The organism is Methanoculleus horonobensis (genome assembly GCF_001602375.1).
Classification (GTDB): domain Archaea; phylum Halobacteriota; class Methanomicrobia; order Methanomicrobiales; family Methanoculleaceae; genus Methanoculleus; species Methanoculleus horonobensis.
Map to the genome: position 1 here is coordinate 256,064 of NZ_BCNY01000013.1, position 14,691 is coordinate 270,754.

14 protein-coding genes are annotated in these 14,691 nt (G+C 62.8%); 9 read left to right on the plus strand and 5 right to left on the minus strand.

From position 1 onward, the window contains the following. The first annotated feature begins 65 nt into the window (after positions 1-65). The 6 genes from MCUHO_RS04260 to MCUHO_RS04285 all read left to right on the plus strand — a co-directional run bounded on the left by MCUHO_RS04260 (position 66) and on the right by MCUHO_RS04285 (position 7,651). The gene (locus tag MCUHO_RS04260) at positions 66-674 is read left to right on the plus strand and encodes a helix-turn-helix domain-containing protein (protein ID WP_067073879.1); all 609 of its coding nucleotides are present in this window, start codon (positions 66-68) and stop codon (positions 672-674) included. 62 nt (positions 675-736) lie between these two features. Then, positions 737-1,411 (plus strand): metal-dependent hydrolase, encoded by a 675-nt coding sequence (locus tag MCUHO_RS04265; protein WP_067073882.1) that lies wholly within the window; start codon positions 737-739, stop codon positions 1,409-1,411. A gap of 1,040 nt (positions 1,412-2,451) precedes the next feature. Continuing rightward, positions 2,452-3,414: a sulfurtransferase gene (locus tag MCUHO_RS04270; RefSeq protein WP_084385918.1), complete on the plus strand. Its 963-nt coding sequence runs from the start codon at positions 2,452-2,454 to the stop codon at positions 3,412-3,414. Between the two features lie 777 nt (positions 3,415-4,191). Continuing rightward, positions 4,192-5,166, plus strand: coding sequence for a TIGR00341 family protein (locus MCUHO_RS04275; protein WP_067073886.1), 975 nt, complete (start codon positions 4,192-4,194; stop codon positions 5,164-5,166). Positions 5,167-5,308: 142 nt separating this feature from the next. After that, a complete protein-coding gene (locus MCUHO_RS04280) occupies positions 5,309-6,316 on the plus strand; it encodes a phosphate uptake regulator PhoU (RefSeq protein ID WP_067073890.1) in 1,008 nt (335 codons plus the stop codon). Positions 6,317-6,397: 81 nt separating this feature from the next. Next, positions 6,398-7,651: an SLC13 family permease gene (locus MCUHO_RS04285; RefSeq protein WP_067073893.1), complete on the plus strand. Its 1,254-nt coding sequence runs from the start codon at positions 6,398-6,400 to the stop codon at positions 7,649-7,651. A gap of 5 nt (positions 7,652-7,656) precedes the next feature. Here the strand turns inward: MCUHO_RS04285 and MCUHO_RS04290 are convergent, their stop codons facing one another. After that, the gene (locus MCUHO_RS04290) at positions 7,657-8,535 is read right to left on the minus strand and encodes a Clp1/GlmU family protein (RefSeq protein ID WP_067073898.1); all 879 of its coding nucleotides are present in this window, start codon (positions 8,533-8,535) and stop codon (positions 7,657-7,659) included. Positions 8,536-8,662: 127 nt separating this feature from the next. Between MCUHO_RS04290 and MCUHO_RS04295 the strand changes: the two genes are divergently transcribed. Beyond that, entirely contained in the window at positions 8,663-9,184 is a 522-nt protein-coding gene (locus MCUHO_RS04295) for a hypothetical protein (protein ID WP_067073901.1), read from the plus strand. A gap of 1 nt (position 9,185) precedes the next feature. On the opposite strand, the gene MCUHO_RS04300 is transcribed toward MCUHO_RS04295, so the two are convergent. Both MCUHO_RS04300 and MCUHO_RS04305 read right to left on the minus strand, forming a co-directional pair. Further along, entirely contained in the window at positions 9,186-10,175 is a 990-nt protein-coding gene (locus MCUHO_RS04300) for a hypothetical protein (RefSeq protein ID WP_067073905.1), read from the minus strand. A 46-nt stretch (positions 10,176-10,221) separates the two neighbouring features. After that, positions 10,222-10,698: a pyridoxamine 5'-phosphate oxidase family protein gene (locus tag MCUHO_RS04305; protein ID WP_067073909.1), complete on the minus strand. Its 477-nt coding sequence runs from the start codon at positions 10,696-10,698 to the stop codon at positions 10,222-10,224. Between the two features lie 396 nt (positions 10,699-11,094). Here MCUHO_RS04305 and MCUHO_RS04310 point away from each other — a divergent pair, with 396 nt between their 5' ends. Then, complete coding sequence (locus MCUHO_RS04310) at positions 11,095-12,480, plus strand: hypothetical protein (RefSeq protein WP_235808159.1); 1,386 nt, start codon at positions 11,095-11,097, stop codon at positions 12,478-12,480. Between the two features lie 27 nt (positions 12,481-12,507). Here MCUHO_RS04310 and MCUHO_RS04315 read toward each other — a convergent pair whose 3' ends face one another. Beyond that, entirely contained in the window at positions 12,508-13,005 is a 498-nt protein-coding gene (locus MCUHO_RS04315; protein WP_067073916.1) for a metallophosphoesterase, read from the minus strand. Positions 13,006-13,236: 231 nt separating this feature from the next. Here MCUHO_RS04315 and MCUHO_RS04320 point away from each other — a divergent pair, with 231 nt between their 5' ends. Then, a complete protein-coding gene (locus MCUHO_RS04320; RefSeq protein WP_011844272.1) occupies positions 13,237-13,428 on the plus strand; it encodes a hypothetical protein in 192 nt (63 codons plus the stop codon). 18 nt (positions 13,429-13,446) lie between these two features. On the opposite strand, the gene MCUHO_RS12315 is transcribed toward MCUHO_RS04320, so the two are convergent. Next, positions 13,447-14,685: a GNAT family N-acetyltransferase gene (locus MCUHO_RS12315; protein WP_084385919.1), complete on the minus strand. Its 1,239-nt coding sequence runs from the start codon at positions 14,683-14,685 to the stop codon at positions 13,447-13,449. Positions 14,686-14,691 lie beyond the last annotated feature (6 nt).

Consider the following 14,691-nt stretch of genomic DNA (forward strand, 5'->3'; position numbering starts at 1 on the left):
ATAAAGGGTCGTCATGGGTGACCCTCAGAACCAGACGGTGGAATACAGAACTGAGAGAGACGGACATGGCAGAAGATACCCGCAAGCAGCAGCTCCTCGAGCTGTTCACGACCATCACGAACAAGAAGACGATCGTCGAACCGATGAGAAAGGTTCACGGTACGCTCCGGGATCGCGACGCTGTGGAGCGCGAGATTGCCCTGATCATGCGGGAGATCCTCGATCGGGGGTATTTCAAGACCAAACTCGCCCCGCGGCAGCTCGCGAAGCTCGTGGTTGCGTACTACGACGGTAAGAACGACACCGAAATCGCGAGGGCGCTCGGCGATGAGAAGCTGAGCAAGACCGTGGCACGTGCTCGGGTTCGCCTCAAACTCTTCCGGGAGCTCGATTTCAAGATGCCGTTCGACCAGGCGGCGATGGGGGAACTTCTTGATTCGGGAAAGACCATGAAGGAGATCAGCGAGGAACTCGATATAAGCCCCTCGACCCTTCGTGAGTACCGCCACGTGATCGAGCAGCAGAGAGACACCACGCTCGACCCGTTCCTGGAACGTATCAGGGACGTCATGGAAGACCGTGATCTCTCCGAGATGATGACGCGGGGTGTCGCGAACGACGGCCTTAGCGAGGCGATCGACATCACCGAAGCGATCGACATGGGGGAGTTCTGAACCCCCGTCCATCCCCATAACCCACTGAACACTTTTTTAGTATTCGTGACGATCTCTTCTTCATGAGGTTGACCTGGCTTGGCCACGCGTGTTTCTTGCTTTCCGGATCGCGGACGGTCATCATCGATCCTTTTATCCCGGAGGGCTCTCTTGCCGTGGAGCCCGATATCGTTGCCGTGACGCACGCCCACGCCGACCACCTGGGCATTGCCGCGGAACTCTCGAAGAAGACGGTCGCCGTCAACGAGGTGGCGAAGTACCTGAAAGCAAAGGGCGTTCCCGCCGAAGCAATGAACCTCGGCGGCACCATCACCGTCGACGGCGTCCGGTTCACGATGACGCCCGCGCTCCACTCGTCGTGGCTGGAGGACGAGGGGGCCGGGTTCTACGGCGGTGCGGCCGCCGGATTCGTCATCACGATGGACGGCGTCAGCATCTACCACGCCGGCGACACGGCGCTCTTCTCCGACATGCAGCTCATCCGCGACCTCTACCGGCCGGACGTGGCGCTCCTCCCTGTCGGCGGACGTTTCACGATGGGGCCCGATGAGGCGATGATCGCGGCGCGGTACGTCGGCGCGCCGCTCGTGATCCCGATGCACTACGACACCTTCCCCGCCATCCGGCAGAACCTGGAGGAGTTCAAGCGAATCATCGAGCGGACGACGTCGATCCGGGTCACGCTGCTCTCCCCGGGAGAGAGCATCGAGGTCGGCCCGGAGGGGAGCGGGGAGTGAGAGGGGCCCGCGTATCTCCCACGATACTTTGCGGTTACAGAGAGTGAATACGGGGGGAAAGACACCTTCCAGCGGCATGCATGGCAGATGAGCAGAGGCTAACGGTTCACGCCCATAGTGCTCTCACGCTCCCGTCCTGCAGACAGTCGCGACCCGCACCTAACAGTGCTCACGCTCCTGTCCTGCAGACAGTCGCGACTGCAACGTCGCTTACGTACACGGATTTCCATCGAATATCGCCAATAGGGGGAGGGGCTGACGGGGAGGGGGGAGCATCCCCCCTCCCCTGTCTCTATCCCATAAAGCTCTACTTGTGACCCCACCTCACCCGGCCTCCGGCCTCCTCCTCTGCACCTGCGGTGCTCAAACTCCCGCCGTCCGCTCCGCTCCCGGCAGTCGTTCCCCGCCCCAGAGGGGCGGAGGCAGTGCGTGGCGATATGCGACTGGCCGAAGGTGCGATGTTCCGGAGGAACGGAGCTGGAACACCATTAGGTGCGAGGTGCGACTGACCGTAGGACAGGAATTTGATAAGACCGGAGGTCTTCGAGGCGTGAGCGATAGCGAACGTAAGCACCGTCAGGTGCGAGGAACGGAGCATGAGCACCGTCAAGGTGCGATACCCAATGGAAATCCGTGCACAGGCTTTGCAACAGAGTGAAGAAAAATCGTCCGTACGAAGATGCTTCGCACATCCAAACCCCCACCCTTCGGCGCCTGTTGAACCAGCGCACCAGCCTCCAGGACTCACCGCTCTAGCAAATGTGCTCGCCGGAGCGCAATACTTCTCCTCACCAGACCCCGCCCCCTCGAAGAACTTCGTTCTTCTCGTCCTCCTGCCCCCGCACCTCACACCTTCGGTGCTCGAACTCCGTTCCCATGGAACGTCGTTCCTAACGGTGCTCCAACTCCGTTCCGGAGGAACGTCGCACCTTCGGCCAGTCGCACACCCAACCCTGCACAAGGTATATGTGCTCTCAAGCCTCGATTGACGCGGGCTCACCGCCCCCCGGTGAGAGTATCCAGCATGAGGTGAGGGAAAAATGGAAGAGAAGATGTTTACTCCCGGCGGCATGGATCGCCTGCAGGCCACGAGCGACCGGGAGAATATCCCGTATCCCCGTGGGGACGGGAAGGTCAAACTGGTGAACTCGGAGTGGCTGGACCGCCACTTAAACGATGCCAACCTGACGGTCGTCGACGTCCAGCCGAACATACACGACTATATCCAGGAGCACATCCCCGGTGCCGTCCACCTGACCGAAGGCGTGCTCCGGGTATCCAACCGCGGTTTCCCGGGATCCTACAGTCCGAACGCCTGCATCCAGGAGTCGTTTCGGCGTGCGGGTATCGACGCCGACTCCCCGGTCGTCGTCTACACAGGGAAAGGCGCGTTTTCCGGCGCGGGCGACGGGCTCGGACAGACGATGATGGCCTACTCCCTGGCAAAATACGGCCACAACACCGTGTATATCCTCGACGGCGGAATTGATGCATGGAAGAGCGAAGGAAGGGAACTCTCGCAGGACTACCCCGCGGTCGAGCCGTCCACCTTCATCGCCGAGGTTCGTAACGACTACCCCATCGGATACGAGGAGTTCGTGCGGATCAAGGACAACGACGATGTGGTCGTGCTCGATGCACGCCCGGCAAAGGTCTATGAGGGGAAGGGGCCCTGGCGGAAGGCCGGGCATATCCCCGGTGCCGTCAACCTGCCCTGGAAGAGCCTGATGCACGAGGCGAATCCGGCACGGCTCAGATCCAACGACGAACTCGACATGATCCTGGAAGAGCACGGCGTCGACCGGAGCAAGACGGTCATCTGCTCGTGCGGAACCGGCCGGGAAGCCACGAACGAGTTTGTCCTCTTAAAATGGCTCTACCTCTACCCGAACGTTCGGATCTACGAAGGATCGTTCACCGAGTGGGTCACCTATCCGAATAACCCGGTCGTAGAGGGGCCGGAGCCCCGAGGGGCGAGCGTTGAGGCGGCTCCTGCACGATAACCCTTAAATGCCCGGGCAACCGGCCAAAACCTTTATTTTCTACATTTCCAAAACAGAAACCATTAAATGATAGAATGCACTAGATAGACCTAGAGAGATTTGGATCCACACAAGACACTTCCCCCCTTGACGTCGTCTTTTCGTGTATCCTCTTCTCTCTAAATGCGACGGGCCGAAGGGTGCGACGCTCCTTAGGAGCAGAGCATGAGAAGGCCGAAGGCCTTCGAGTCCGGAGCTCAAGAAAACACGAAGTGTTTTCGAGTTGCGAGGTTCCGCAGGAACCGAGCAGGAGCACCGTTCGGTGCGACTTGCGACGGGTCGGATCATCACAGGCACAAAACCGCATTTCTTCAAAAATCGCGCTCCACCGCAAGGCAGGTCTCCACGACCCATCACCGCGCTCTGCCGGGAAAACCGTCATTGGGACAAGCGGTGCCGGTTCGCCTCTTCTCCACTGTACTTCCGGGAAAACTTAATCTCATCCGCCGCCACTACTCTCTTCGTGGATAGCACTGTCGCCGGGATCGCTCCCGTGGACGACGAAGATCCCGCCGATCACACGACGGGGAACGCCTTGTCGACATTTCTCACCCCTAAAGACTCGTATTGTCACATAGCGGAGCATTGTCTCCATGCGCCTGCCGGCTGCCATGGTGCAGCACCCGCCTTTCTAGGATCGGCTCCCGGGGAGAGCCTCTGGCCGGGCACACGGCATGAAACAGATCGGGCACGGGAACTTGCGCGCATCGGCGGAGCCGCCGACGGCCGGACGGAGAGATGAAGAAGATCGTCGTTCACGTGCGCGAAGACGGGCACGAGAAGATAGAAGAAGTTCTCGAGGGGCTTCACTATACGGTATCGCTCGTCCAGGACGTCTACCAGATCACCATATACACGCCGAACGAGAACCTCGACGAACTGATCGAGAAACTCCAGGATGCACTCGATCTCCGGTACAACGAGAACATGATCGAGGTATCGGCGCCGGAGTTCGTCATCTCGTCGCTCCTGAAACGTGCCGAAAAAAAGGTCGAGGAGAAGGAAGAGAAGACGCCGGTCGAGAAACTGCTCGACACCATCCAGGGTTACGCCGAACTCGATCTCGAAAAACTCGCGCTGACCTCCATCGCCGGACTGGTAGCCCTCTCCGGACTGCTGCTCGACAACCAGACGATCATCATCGGGGCAATGCTCCTCTCCCCGATCATGGGCCCGATCTACGGGTTCTCCGTCTATGCCGGCCTCGGCAAGATCGAGAACGCCCTGCGCTGCCTTGGCGTGCTCGCGGCGCTGCTCCTGGGTGTCTTCATCCTCTCCGCAATCGCCAGCTTCCTGATCAACCTCGTCATACCGCTCACGATCACCGAAGAGGTTGCCACGCGCCTCGTCTTGAATCCAATCTACAGCCTGATGGCGGTCCTCCTCGGCTTCGCGGCGGCGGTGGCATTCAGCAAGGGTACAGCGGAGATCATCGCCGGGGTCGCCATCGCCGCCGCCATCATCCCGCCGACGGTGGTGGCCGGCCTCGTCCTGGTGATCCAGCCGATGAGCCTGATCACGTCCGGGGTGCTGGTTGCCGGACAGATCGTCGGGCTGATTGCAGGCGCACTCGTCGCCGTGGTCATGATGAAGATAGAGCCCCGGACTCCCCAGGACAAGGCCGTCGCACGGCGATACCGGATCGGGTCGATCGTAACCACCGTCATCCTCTTCACCCTGCTTCTCTGGATCACGGCGCTCATGTGGATGTAGCGGCGGCATCTGCCCGCCGATAACCGTACGGGCGGATATTCCCGAGAACGGCTATATCACTATAGTTACCCCCCGAACATATCGGGGGCGAATATAGTCCAGAGAACACATATGTCCTCCCGGCGCCAACGCCCACCAACCCATGGAGATCAGAAAAGTCCAGATCACCGGCGGTTTATCCTACATCGTATCCCTGCCGAAACAGTGGATCAGGGACGCGAAGATCCAGAAGAACGATCCGGTGGGACTGGTCGTGCAGCCCGACGGATCGCTCCTGATCACCCCGAAGATCGGCGGCGAGTCGGCCCAGCGAACCAGGGTCTTCGAGGTCGGGGCCGCGACCGACCGCACCTACCTGCTCCGCCTCCTTATAGGTGCGTACATTGCCGGCTTTGCGATCATCCGTCTTGATTCGAAAGGAAGGATGCCGCCGTTCATCCTGCAGCTCGTCCGGGAGTTCACGCAGATGGCGATCGGGCAGGAGGTGATCGGCGAGACCGACACCTCGATTACGATCAAGGATCTCCTCAACCCCGCGGAGATGCCGTTCGAGAACACCATCAGACGGATGCACCTTCTCGCGCGGGGCATGCAGCAGGACGCAATGGTCGCGATACGGGGGCACGATGCGGCTCTTGCGGACGATGTCGTCGCGCGGGACACGGAAGTCGACCGGCTGCACTGGCTCGTTGCGCGGCAGGACAATCTCATCATGAGCGACGCCACGCTCGCGCGCCGGATGGAGATCCCGGTGGCCCGGGCGGCGTACTGCTTCCAGGTGAGCAGGATCATCGAGCGGATCGCCGACCACGCCACCCGGACCGCGCACAACGCCCTCCTCCTGATCGACCGGGATATCGAGGCGGCGACGCTCGACCGCATGGACGAGGCAAGCGCGCTTGCCCTGCAGATCTTCTCGTGGAGCATGGAGGCGTTTCACACGGGAGAGATCGAGAAGGCGAACACGACGCTTGAGCGGGTGCGCGACCTCGAGGAGATGACCCGCGAGATCGATACCCGGGTGCTCCGGTTCGAGGCGGTGAAGGCGATCCCGACAGGGCAGGTTGCAGACAGTATCCGGCGGATCGGGGAATATTCCGGCGACATCTGTGAGAGCGTCATCAACTATACCGTCGGGCAGACGGCCTGAGGGCTCTTCGGCTCAGGGAGATCCTTTTTTCCGGTAGAGAGCAAACCAATCGGTTGCACACAGTTCTTCGCCGGCGATATCATGGGCACACTCATCCCGCTCGTCGTTCTCGTCATCGTCTTCCTCCTGATCGCGGTCAGAAAGATCGGGAACGTCGACTTCCGCATCTGGCAGGTGATGCTCCTCGGTGCGGCGGCCGTCCTCGCGACGGGATCGATCGCGCCGCTCGACGCGCTCGCGTCGATCAACCTCGACGTGATGCTCTTCCTCTTCTTCATGTTCGTGATCGGGGAGGCGCTCGCGTCGAGCGGCTATCTCCACCATCTCTCCTTTCGCCTCTTCTCACGGGCGGGGTCGGTCCGGCACCTGGTCTTGCTCATCCTCATCGGCGCAGGAGCCCTCTCGGCGCTCCTGATGAACGACACGCTCGCGGTCGTCGGCACCCCGCTGATGCTCTACTTCGCACGGCGGCACGGCATCCCTTCAAAACTCCTGCTGCTCACCCTTGCGTTCGCCGTCACGACAGGAAGCGTCCCAAGCCCCATCGGGAACCCGCAGAACCTCCTCATCGCGCTCTCGGGTGATGTCGCAAACCCGTTCATCACGTTCCCCCTCTACCTCGCCGCCCCGACGGCGATCTCCCTCCTGCTCGCCTATGCCTTCCTCTGCCGGGCGTTCCCGGACGAACTCAACTCCACCGTCCCGCTGGTTCACCGCGAGGAGACGATCTGCGATCCCGCTCTCGCGGCCCTCGCCCGTCTCTCGCTCATCCTGCTCGTCCTCATGATCGCAGTCAGAATAGCGGCGGTGATGCTCGTCCCGGGCCTCGATATCCCGCTGACCTGGATCGCGGCCGTTGCGGCCATCCCCATCCTCGCCGGGAGCGGGCAGCGGTTCGAGATCCTCCGCCGGATCGACTGGCCGACACTGGTCTTCTTCGCCGGCCTCTTCGTCCTCATGGCAAGCGTCTGGGAATCGGGGCTCTTCCAGCCGCTCGTAGAAGGGAGTTCGCTCGATCTCGGCGCCGTCCCGGTCATCGTCGCAACCGGCGTCGTCGTCTCCCAGTTCATCTCGAACGTCCCCTTCGTCGCCCTCTTCCTCCCGGCCCTCTCCCACCTCGGGACGTCCACGGTCGGGCTGATGGCGCTTGCGGCCGGCAGCACCATCGCCGGGAACATGCTGATCCTCGGCGCGGCCAGCAACGTCATCGTCATCCAGGGTGCGGAGAAGGAAGGCGAGACGCTGACGTTTGCCGAGTTTGCGCGGGTCGGCGTCCCGCTCACCCTCGCCCAGGCGGCGGTCTACATACTCTGGCTCTCGCTCATCCCGGCGTGAGGGACTCACCGCCGGAACGACTCGATCGACCCCGGAGCCGCCCCGAGAGCCAGGGAGACCGAACCGAACCGGACCGACGCGACGGCGTCCGGGTCGAAGGGCGGGGCGAAGATCTCGAGCCGTCGTCCTCCGGGATGCAGGTCTTCGACGATGCCGAGGGCGACGACGAAGTTCTCGGGGTCGTTGAGGGAGACCAGCCTTCCGCCGATCCCGCGGGGGTTTCCGAGGTCGGGCACCCTGCCCTGGAGACCGAGCCCCCGGAGCGAGATCTCCTGCGACTCTGCACCGGCAAAATAGACCCTGAAGCGTTCCTCGCGGTAACGCCGCCGGGCAGCGGCAGGCCGGACGACGACCGCAGGGGAGACCGCGATCCGGTGGACCGCAACCCCCGGATTGCGGGTGAAGTTCGCGAGCAGCCGTTCGAGCTCCCGCCCGCGCTGGAGGGCGACGATGCGGGTGGGGCGGAGGAGGTCGATCATCTGGAACTGGAACTCGACCCCTACCCCGCCGGAGACGAGCCCGGGCGAGTCGATGACGGTGACGCGAGCGGAGAGTTCGTCGGCCTTCTCGACGAGACGTTTTGCTCCCGTGATGGTCTGGACGAAGTGGCCGCCCGGGGACGTCGAGCCGACGAACCGGAGGTAGGGTTCCGACGGGTCGGGATAGACGGCCATCCCCTCGGTCGTCGGCGGCCCGATCCGGGACTGCCCGGTGTCGCAGTCGACGTATGCCGTCCTCGCCTGCACCGCCGCCGTATCGACGAGATACCGGCAGAGCGTCGTCTTCCCGCTGTCCGTCGCCCCGACGACGTAGACGCGTTCCCCGGCGTCCGACCCCCGGAGCGCCGAGGCGAGGTCTTTCCACCCTTCCCCGATGCTGATCAAACCGGTACGCCTCCCTGGAGGAACTGTTGCGCTCGAGAGTTATAGTGCTTGGCGCAACGCCTCCCGCACGAAGGCCGCATCCCACCCGGGAGAGGGTTTATCTTAAGGGGGTCCCTACCCGCAGGCCATGGACAGAACGCCAACAACCACCGAACCGGTGCCCGCAGCCCTCGGCAGGACGTTTCCCACCCTCATGGCAGCGTCCCTCTCCGGCAGGGTCGTCACCCTCCCCGACGACGCGGGAGGCGACGTCTCGCTCGTCGTCCTCGTCTTCCTCGAGTCCGCCGGGCCGATGGCGGAGTCCTGGAGCGGCCCCTTTGTCGGAGCGTTCACCGAGAATCCCCGGGTGAAGCCCTATCTCGTTGTGGTCATCGGGGACAGCCTCATCGGGAGTTCCCTCGCCGACAGAATCCGGCAGGGGCTCGCGGGCGGCACCCCGCCTGCAGAGCATGACCGGGTGCTGATCTTCCCGGAGGATATCGAGCGGTGCAGGCGGGCCTACGCAATCGGCGACCCCTCGCTCGCCTACATCTACCTCCTGGACGGGCGCGGGATCATCCGCTGGATGGAGAAAGGAACCGCAACGCCGGAAGGGCTCGCCGGCCTGCTCAATACCGCCGGAACAATGATCGAGCCGCTCTTCACGTAATTCACGGCGGGCGACGGCGGGCCGGCAGGACAGCGGCAACGAAGGCAAGCACGGGGCCAAGCACGAGCCCCGCCCAGGTGACGAGGCCGATAGCCCCGAGCGCCGCCATGGCAAGCCGCTCCCCGGTTCCGATCTGCCTGCGGAAGGCCACCAGGAGCGCCCAGATCCCGAGGAGAACGGGGATGACCGCGAAGGCACGGGTCAGGAGGAGAGCGGCCCCGGCGTCCGTTCCCACGGCCGCGATGGCCATCTGCATCAGGGTCATGGCGCCGCTCCCGATGGAGAGGAGACCGGCGATCGCTCCAGAGAGCGCGAAGGGAGAGAGGGATCGGCGGCGCCGGAGGAGCAGGGCGGCTCCTGCGGCAAGGACGGCGATCATCGGTGCGAAGATGAGGAGGAGAGGCTGCCCCTCGTGGCGGTGGATGGCGACGACGTCGATAGGCACCCGCACCCATTCTCCGGGGGTATAGGACTCGACGTAGCCGAGCGCGAGAGCGTAGTTTCCTCCCTCCCCGGGGGTGTAGACCGCGAGGATATAGTCGCCGGCCGCCGGCGCCGGCGTGTCGATCCGGCCGAGTTCGTAGAGTTTCGACGGCGTGAACGGTTCATACTCCGGCTGTTCCGGAAGACGCCCCGGCACCGCCGTCGCGCCGGCACCCTCCGGGAGAGCCACGTATGGCGGAACGGTGCCCGAGCCCTCGATCCCCGGCCCCGCGAGCACCATGCCCGGCACAAACCCGCCTGCATAAGGGACCTGAAGCGTCGCATATATCCGCTCCCCTTCCTCCATTCGGAACCGGTAGTACCGGGCGGCGGGGCCTTCCGGCAGGGTGCCGTAGATCACCCACGACTTCGTCGGATCTTCGACGACGAACGCCGCATCAGGCGACGACCCGTCCCGGGCGAAGAGCGGAACGTGAGCAAGGGCAGGGGTTGCGATCAGTAGCGCGATAAGAAGAACGGAGAGCGCCGGACGGCATCCCGGGGCCATAGCCGTCCCGTGTCTTCCCGGCTCATAAGGGTTCCGTCAAAAAAAGTTAGAGGTTCTTTAAGGCAACGATATCGGTCACGCCGGTAAGTTTCCAGATGTTCGAACGCTCTTCGGAGGCGATCGCCTCTATCGGCTCCTCCGGCTTGTGGCCGAGCGCTGCGAGGATGTTCTTCGAGAGGTTGTGCTCCTTGATCATATTCACGAACTTCTCTCTGATGAGCTTCTTCTCGATCGCGTCCTCGAGTTGCACCAGGTAGCCCTGCATCGTCACGAAGGTGTAGCAGGAGAGGTCGCCGGAATACCGCTCGACCTCAACGGAGACATACGGGTGCTGCCGGAAGAGGTCGTTCTTCCTGCCGTACTTGGTCGCCAGGAAGTAGAGGAACTTCCCGTCGAAGACATACAGGAACGGGGCGATATACGGGTATTTACCGCCCTGGAATGCGATACGGCTGAGAAAACCCTCCTCGATGAGTTTATCGTACTCCGCTTTATCCATATTCGGTATCTTCACGATCTCCATCAGGTATCCTCTTAACCCGGTAACCCGCGAGAGTACATATAGGTTTCCAAGGGAGAGAAGGCGGCGTCCCCCGGGTTCACCGTGACTGACCGGCAGCAGGCGCAATCACTATGAGATCAGACTCAAGAGCCGAGATCGAGGCTCGTGACCCAAACTGGAGCAGAGCCATCTGCTCCTCTCCATCGCAGGGCTTTCGCGGCTCAGGAGAGGCCGGGAGAGGTTCGCCTGTCGGCCGGTTCCGGCCCGGGTCTTCTGTGACGGCTTCGGTGCTGCCGGGTGCGTAGTCAGGCGATGGCGGATCTCCGGCGGTAACGGAAACGGTTTTGCCGGAGCGGTGTTTTTTCAAAACACGCAATATAATAATATTTATATATATTTGTTGAAAGAAAAATGCTCATGAGCAAGCACCATGAGAACGTCCTCATTTTCCTGGGAATTGCCGTTTGCGCGGGGTTCCTCCTTGCCATACCCGCCGTTGCCGGCTCAGGCCAGGGGCTCACGGCACTTGAGTCGGGAGAGTTGCTACCGTTCTCGCCCGGCAATCTGTCGGCGATAGGGGACGAGCTGGAGCCATCCGACCTTCCGAAACTCCCCGAAGAGGGGAACGCAACAGATGCAGCCACTGTACTCCCGGAGGAGAACGACACAACCGGGACCTTCCCGGTGCTCATGGATGAGAGGGACAACCCCGATCCGTTCACAGAGTTCCGGAACGGGGAGAACGTCTCCTCAGTCTCTGAAGAACCCCGCTTCGAGAGCGAACCGGAGCCGGTGACGCCTGTCAGTACCGGCAGTCCTGCTCCTGTGGTCGGGGCACTTCACGAGGGAACCGGCGGTTATGACGACGAACGGCTGGCCGGACTGGTCGACACCGCCAGCATCCGCCTGATGAGACTCTCGATGGCGCATGCCCACGCCCTCTACCTGCAGGACGCAGATGCCGCCGCCGCCACGGCCGACGAGCTGCACGCATTCTCCGTCAGGTTGCTACGCGAGGTGCAGCCGCTCCAGGTTTCACCGGAACGTCAGCCCTTCAAGGACGAGTTCGTCAGATCGCTTGAGGCCTACTCCGCAGCAAGCAAGACGCTCCTCGCCCCGGTAGATGCCGGCGATGATGCCGTCCCGATGGCGTTCAAGGATCTCGCCACGGCATCGGAGGGGCTTGAGAAGGTTACCCGGCAGGCCGCGGAGATACAGCCGGCAGATGCAGGTATCTCCACGATGAACGCCGCCCCCCTCGCAGCCCGGGCATCCGGGCTCCCGGCCGGCACAGGACCGGTCGTGGTCGCACCGCCCGAGAAGATTCTCCCGCTCATGGACCGCCACACCTACGACGATCCGGGCGCCGAGAACATGGTTTCGCTGCTCGCCGAGTCCACCCGAACCGCAACGGCATACCGGGAGGTTCCCGGCAATGAGTCGACGCCGACCGTCGAAGCGGGCGAAGGGCATAGGTTCCTCCTCGTAGCCGTCAAGTCGACCAACCTCGGGCACAAGGGCGACTCCGACCTCTACACCATCGAGGCGCCCGCAAGGGACGCGTTCGTCCTCGAATACGGGGGAACCACGGTTGCCCCCCTGGATGTTCCGCCCTTCACCACGCTCGGGGAGTCGTTCGACAAAAAGCCGCTTGAGCGGTACGAATCGCTGAAAGGCTACCTCTACTTCGATGTCCCGGATACGTTCGAGGTCTCGGAAGCGACGCTCAGGGCGGATCTCGGGTATGCCGGCACCCCGGCCTGGAGACTCGAAGAGAGATCCAGCGACGCGGAAGCGGTATAACCCGCACCACCTCTCTTTTTACCCCCCTCAGAGGGAGAGCAGTTCCACGTTCCGGGTTCCCGTATCCAGCACGGCAACGGTCGGCCGCCCGGTCAGGTACCCGCAGGCCTCTCCGGGATTGACAACCAGCGTCCCGCAGAGCGTTCTGACCTGCGCCTGGTGGGTATGGCCGTGAACCATGACGTCGAAGGCCTTCCGCACGATGAGCGCCTGCAGGAGTTCCCGGTCATCGCCGTGGAGCAGCCCTATCGTCATGCCGCCTGCGGTGACGGCGGCAAACGTGCCCCGCAGGCTGAGCCGGTCGTGCTCGGCGAACCGTGCCGAGAGGAGACGGTGATCACCGTCGTTGTTCCCGAGGACGCCGATCATGGGCGACTGCAGGTTCGCAAGACGCGGGATGGCAAACGGCGAGACGTAGTCCCCGGCGTGAAGCACCAGATCTACCCGTTCCCCGTTCAGCTGTCGTACGGCTGCGTCCACCATCTCGAGGCAGTCATGTGTGTCGGAGAGGATCCCGATGCGCATGTATGCATCCTTGGGCACCGTCACGATATATATGGCTGCCCATCGCCGCAGGGGCAGGAGAATGTATCCCTCTATTACGACCCTCAAGGATGCGCTTCTATACACATCTCCCCGGAAATCAGGAATATTAATACCTAATCCTGCTATTTAAAGCGCAAAATCTTTATAACGATGCCATCCGATACTGGAATGGGAGCATGCTCCCGGAATTATGCCGGGAGCACAGAACGAATGGATCTGCAGAGGGACAGCATGTGGGCGTACATCAAGTGCTCTGACGGCAGAACAGAGGAGCGGGAGTTTCCTGCAGGGGTATACATCGAGATCGGCGACATCCTCGAGGACGGGTCGGTCGTCATCGACGTCCCGTACCCCGACGAGATCGAAGAGGACATGGATTTTCCGGATCTCTACGACGACTGAAACTGACGGGGAGAACCGTTATCGCCGGAACCAGCCTGCGGCCCGGCGCATCGGCTGGACGTTCGCCCCCTCCATCTCCCCCAGGGCAAATGCGAACCTTGCCCGGATCGTCGGCGGAAGGTCGCTCTCGGGTATCGATATGAATCCATACTCCCCGTAGAAGTCGACGAGGTTTCTGACCGAGTGCATGTACAGGGTGTCGTGCTGGCACGCCTCGACGAGTGCGTCCATCGCCCGCCGGGCATATCCCCGCCCCCGGAACCTGGCGGGGGTGAAGACGCCGTCCACCTCATAGCCGTCCGGGTGCCGGCGGCACCGGGCGACGGAGACCAGCATGCCGTCGACAAAGACCCCGAAGATTCGATCCGTCTTCGGGTTCGCCTTCAGCTCGTGGTAATCGAGCCAGATCTCTTCTGCGAGCCCGAACTCTTCGCTCCTGAGTTCCCGGGTCTCGATCACCAGGCGGATAGAGACCGCCAGCACCAGCACCGGCTGTTTTACACACCCTATAACGGCACTCGTGACGCTCCCGAGCGGTGCGGCTCCTGCAGCGTCACGCCTCCCTATGCGCGGGATGGCAACCAGGGATGTGCCAAGCTCGTCCGCCACGGCGCAGATGGTGTGCGCCGGATCCCCGGCTCGTACCAGCGGCTCGAGTTCCCGCCCGGGGGCAGAAAGATTGTTTTTCAGGGCGGCGATCCGGCCGCCGGCCTCCCGTTCGGCCTCCGAACGCCCGGGTTCGACGACGTGCAGGAGCACCGCCGTTCCGTCCCCGGCAGCGCCCTTGAGGAGCGAACGGACTTCAGGTGCCGGATCCGCGAGATCGGTCGGCACCAGCAGCCGCGAGAAGAGCGCCTGCCTGTCACCTGCCGTCGATTGCGGTACGATCAGGACGTGCACCCGGGCGTCCCGGAGCACGGTGGCCGCAACGTTGCCGGAGAAGAGGTTCCGGAGAAGCCCCTGGTCTCTGACTCCCATTGCTACCAGGTTCGCCCCCGTCGCCAGGGCGGTCCGGAGGATCCTCGCCGGGAGATCAGTCCCGTCATCCTCCGCAACCACCACCTCGACGGGGAAGCCCTGCCGCTGCACCAGTTCCCGCATCCGGCGGAGCGCATCCTCATCGGCAGACGAGAGGGCTGCCGATCTTTGGGCGTGGACGAGGACGACCTCGCGGACGCCCGGAACCTCGCCGACCCGCTCCGCCATGGTGACGGAGGCCGCGGAGAAGTCTGTCGGAATAAGCACCTTTGCAAACATTCTTCT

Excerpts from the sequence above, each read along its gene's own strand:
- MCUHO_RS04275 (WP_067073886.1), top strand. The coding sequence starts at position 4,192 with ATGAAGAAGATCGTCGTTCACGTGCGCGAAGACGGGCACGAGAAGATA.
- MCUHO_RS04260 (WP_067073879.1), top strand. The coding sequence starts at position 66 with ATGGCAGAAGATACCCGCAAGCAGCAGCTCCTCGAGCTGTTCACGACC.
- MCUHO_RS04300 (WP_067073905.1), bottom strand. The coding sequence starts at position 10,175 with ATGGCCCCGGGATGCCGTCCGGCGCTCTCCGTTCTTCTTATCGCGCTA.
- MCUHO_RS04285 (WP_067073893.1), top strand. The coding sequence starts at position 6,398 with ATGGGCACACTCATCCCGCTCGTCGTTCTCGTCATCGTCTTCCTCCTG.
- MCUHO_RS04280 (WP_067073890.1), top strand. The coding sequence starts at position 5,309 with ATGGAGATCAGAAAAGTCCAGATCACCGGCGGTTTATCCTACATCGTA.
- MCUHO_RS04305 (WP_067073909.1), bottom strand. The coding sequence starts at position 10,698 with ATGGAGATCGTGAAGATACCGAATATGGATAAAGCGGAGTACGATAAA.
- MCUHO_RS04320 (WP_011844272.1), top strand. The coding sequence starts at position 13,237 with ATGGATCTGCAGAGGGACAGCATGTGGGCGTACATCAAGTGCTCTGAC.
- MCUHO_RS04270 (WP_084385918.1), top strand. The coding sequence starts at position 2,452 with ATGGAAGAGAAGATGTTTACTCCCGGCGGCATGGATCGCCTGCAGGCC.
- MCUHO_RS04295 (WP_067073901.1), top strand. The coding sequence starts at position 8,663 with ATGGACAGAACGCCAACAACCACCGAACCGGTGCCCGCAGCCCTCGGC.
- MCUHO_RS04265 (WP_067073882.1), top strand. The coding sequence starts at position 737 with ATGAGGTTGACCTGGCTTGGCCACGCGTGTTTCTTGCTTTCCGGATCG.
- MCUHO_RS04310 (WP_235808159.1), top strand. The coding sequence starts at position 11,095 with ATGAGCAAGCACCATGAGAACGTCCTCATTTTCCTGGGAATTGCCGTT.
- MCUHO_RS04315 (WP_067073916.1), bottom strand. The coding sequence starts at position 13,005 with ATGCGCATCGGGATCCTCTCCGACACACATGACTGCCTCGAGATGGTG.
- MCUHO_RS12315 (WP_084385919.1), bottom strand. The coding sequence starts at position 14,685 with ATGTTTGCAAAGGTGCTTATTCCGACAGACTTCTCCGCGGCCTCCGTC.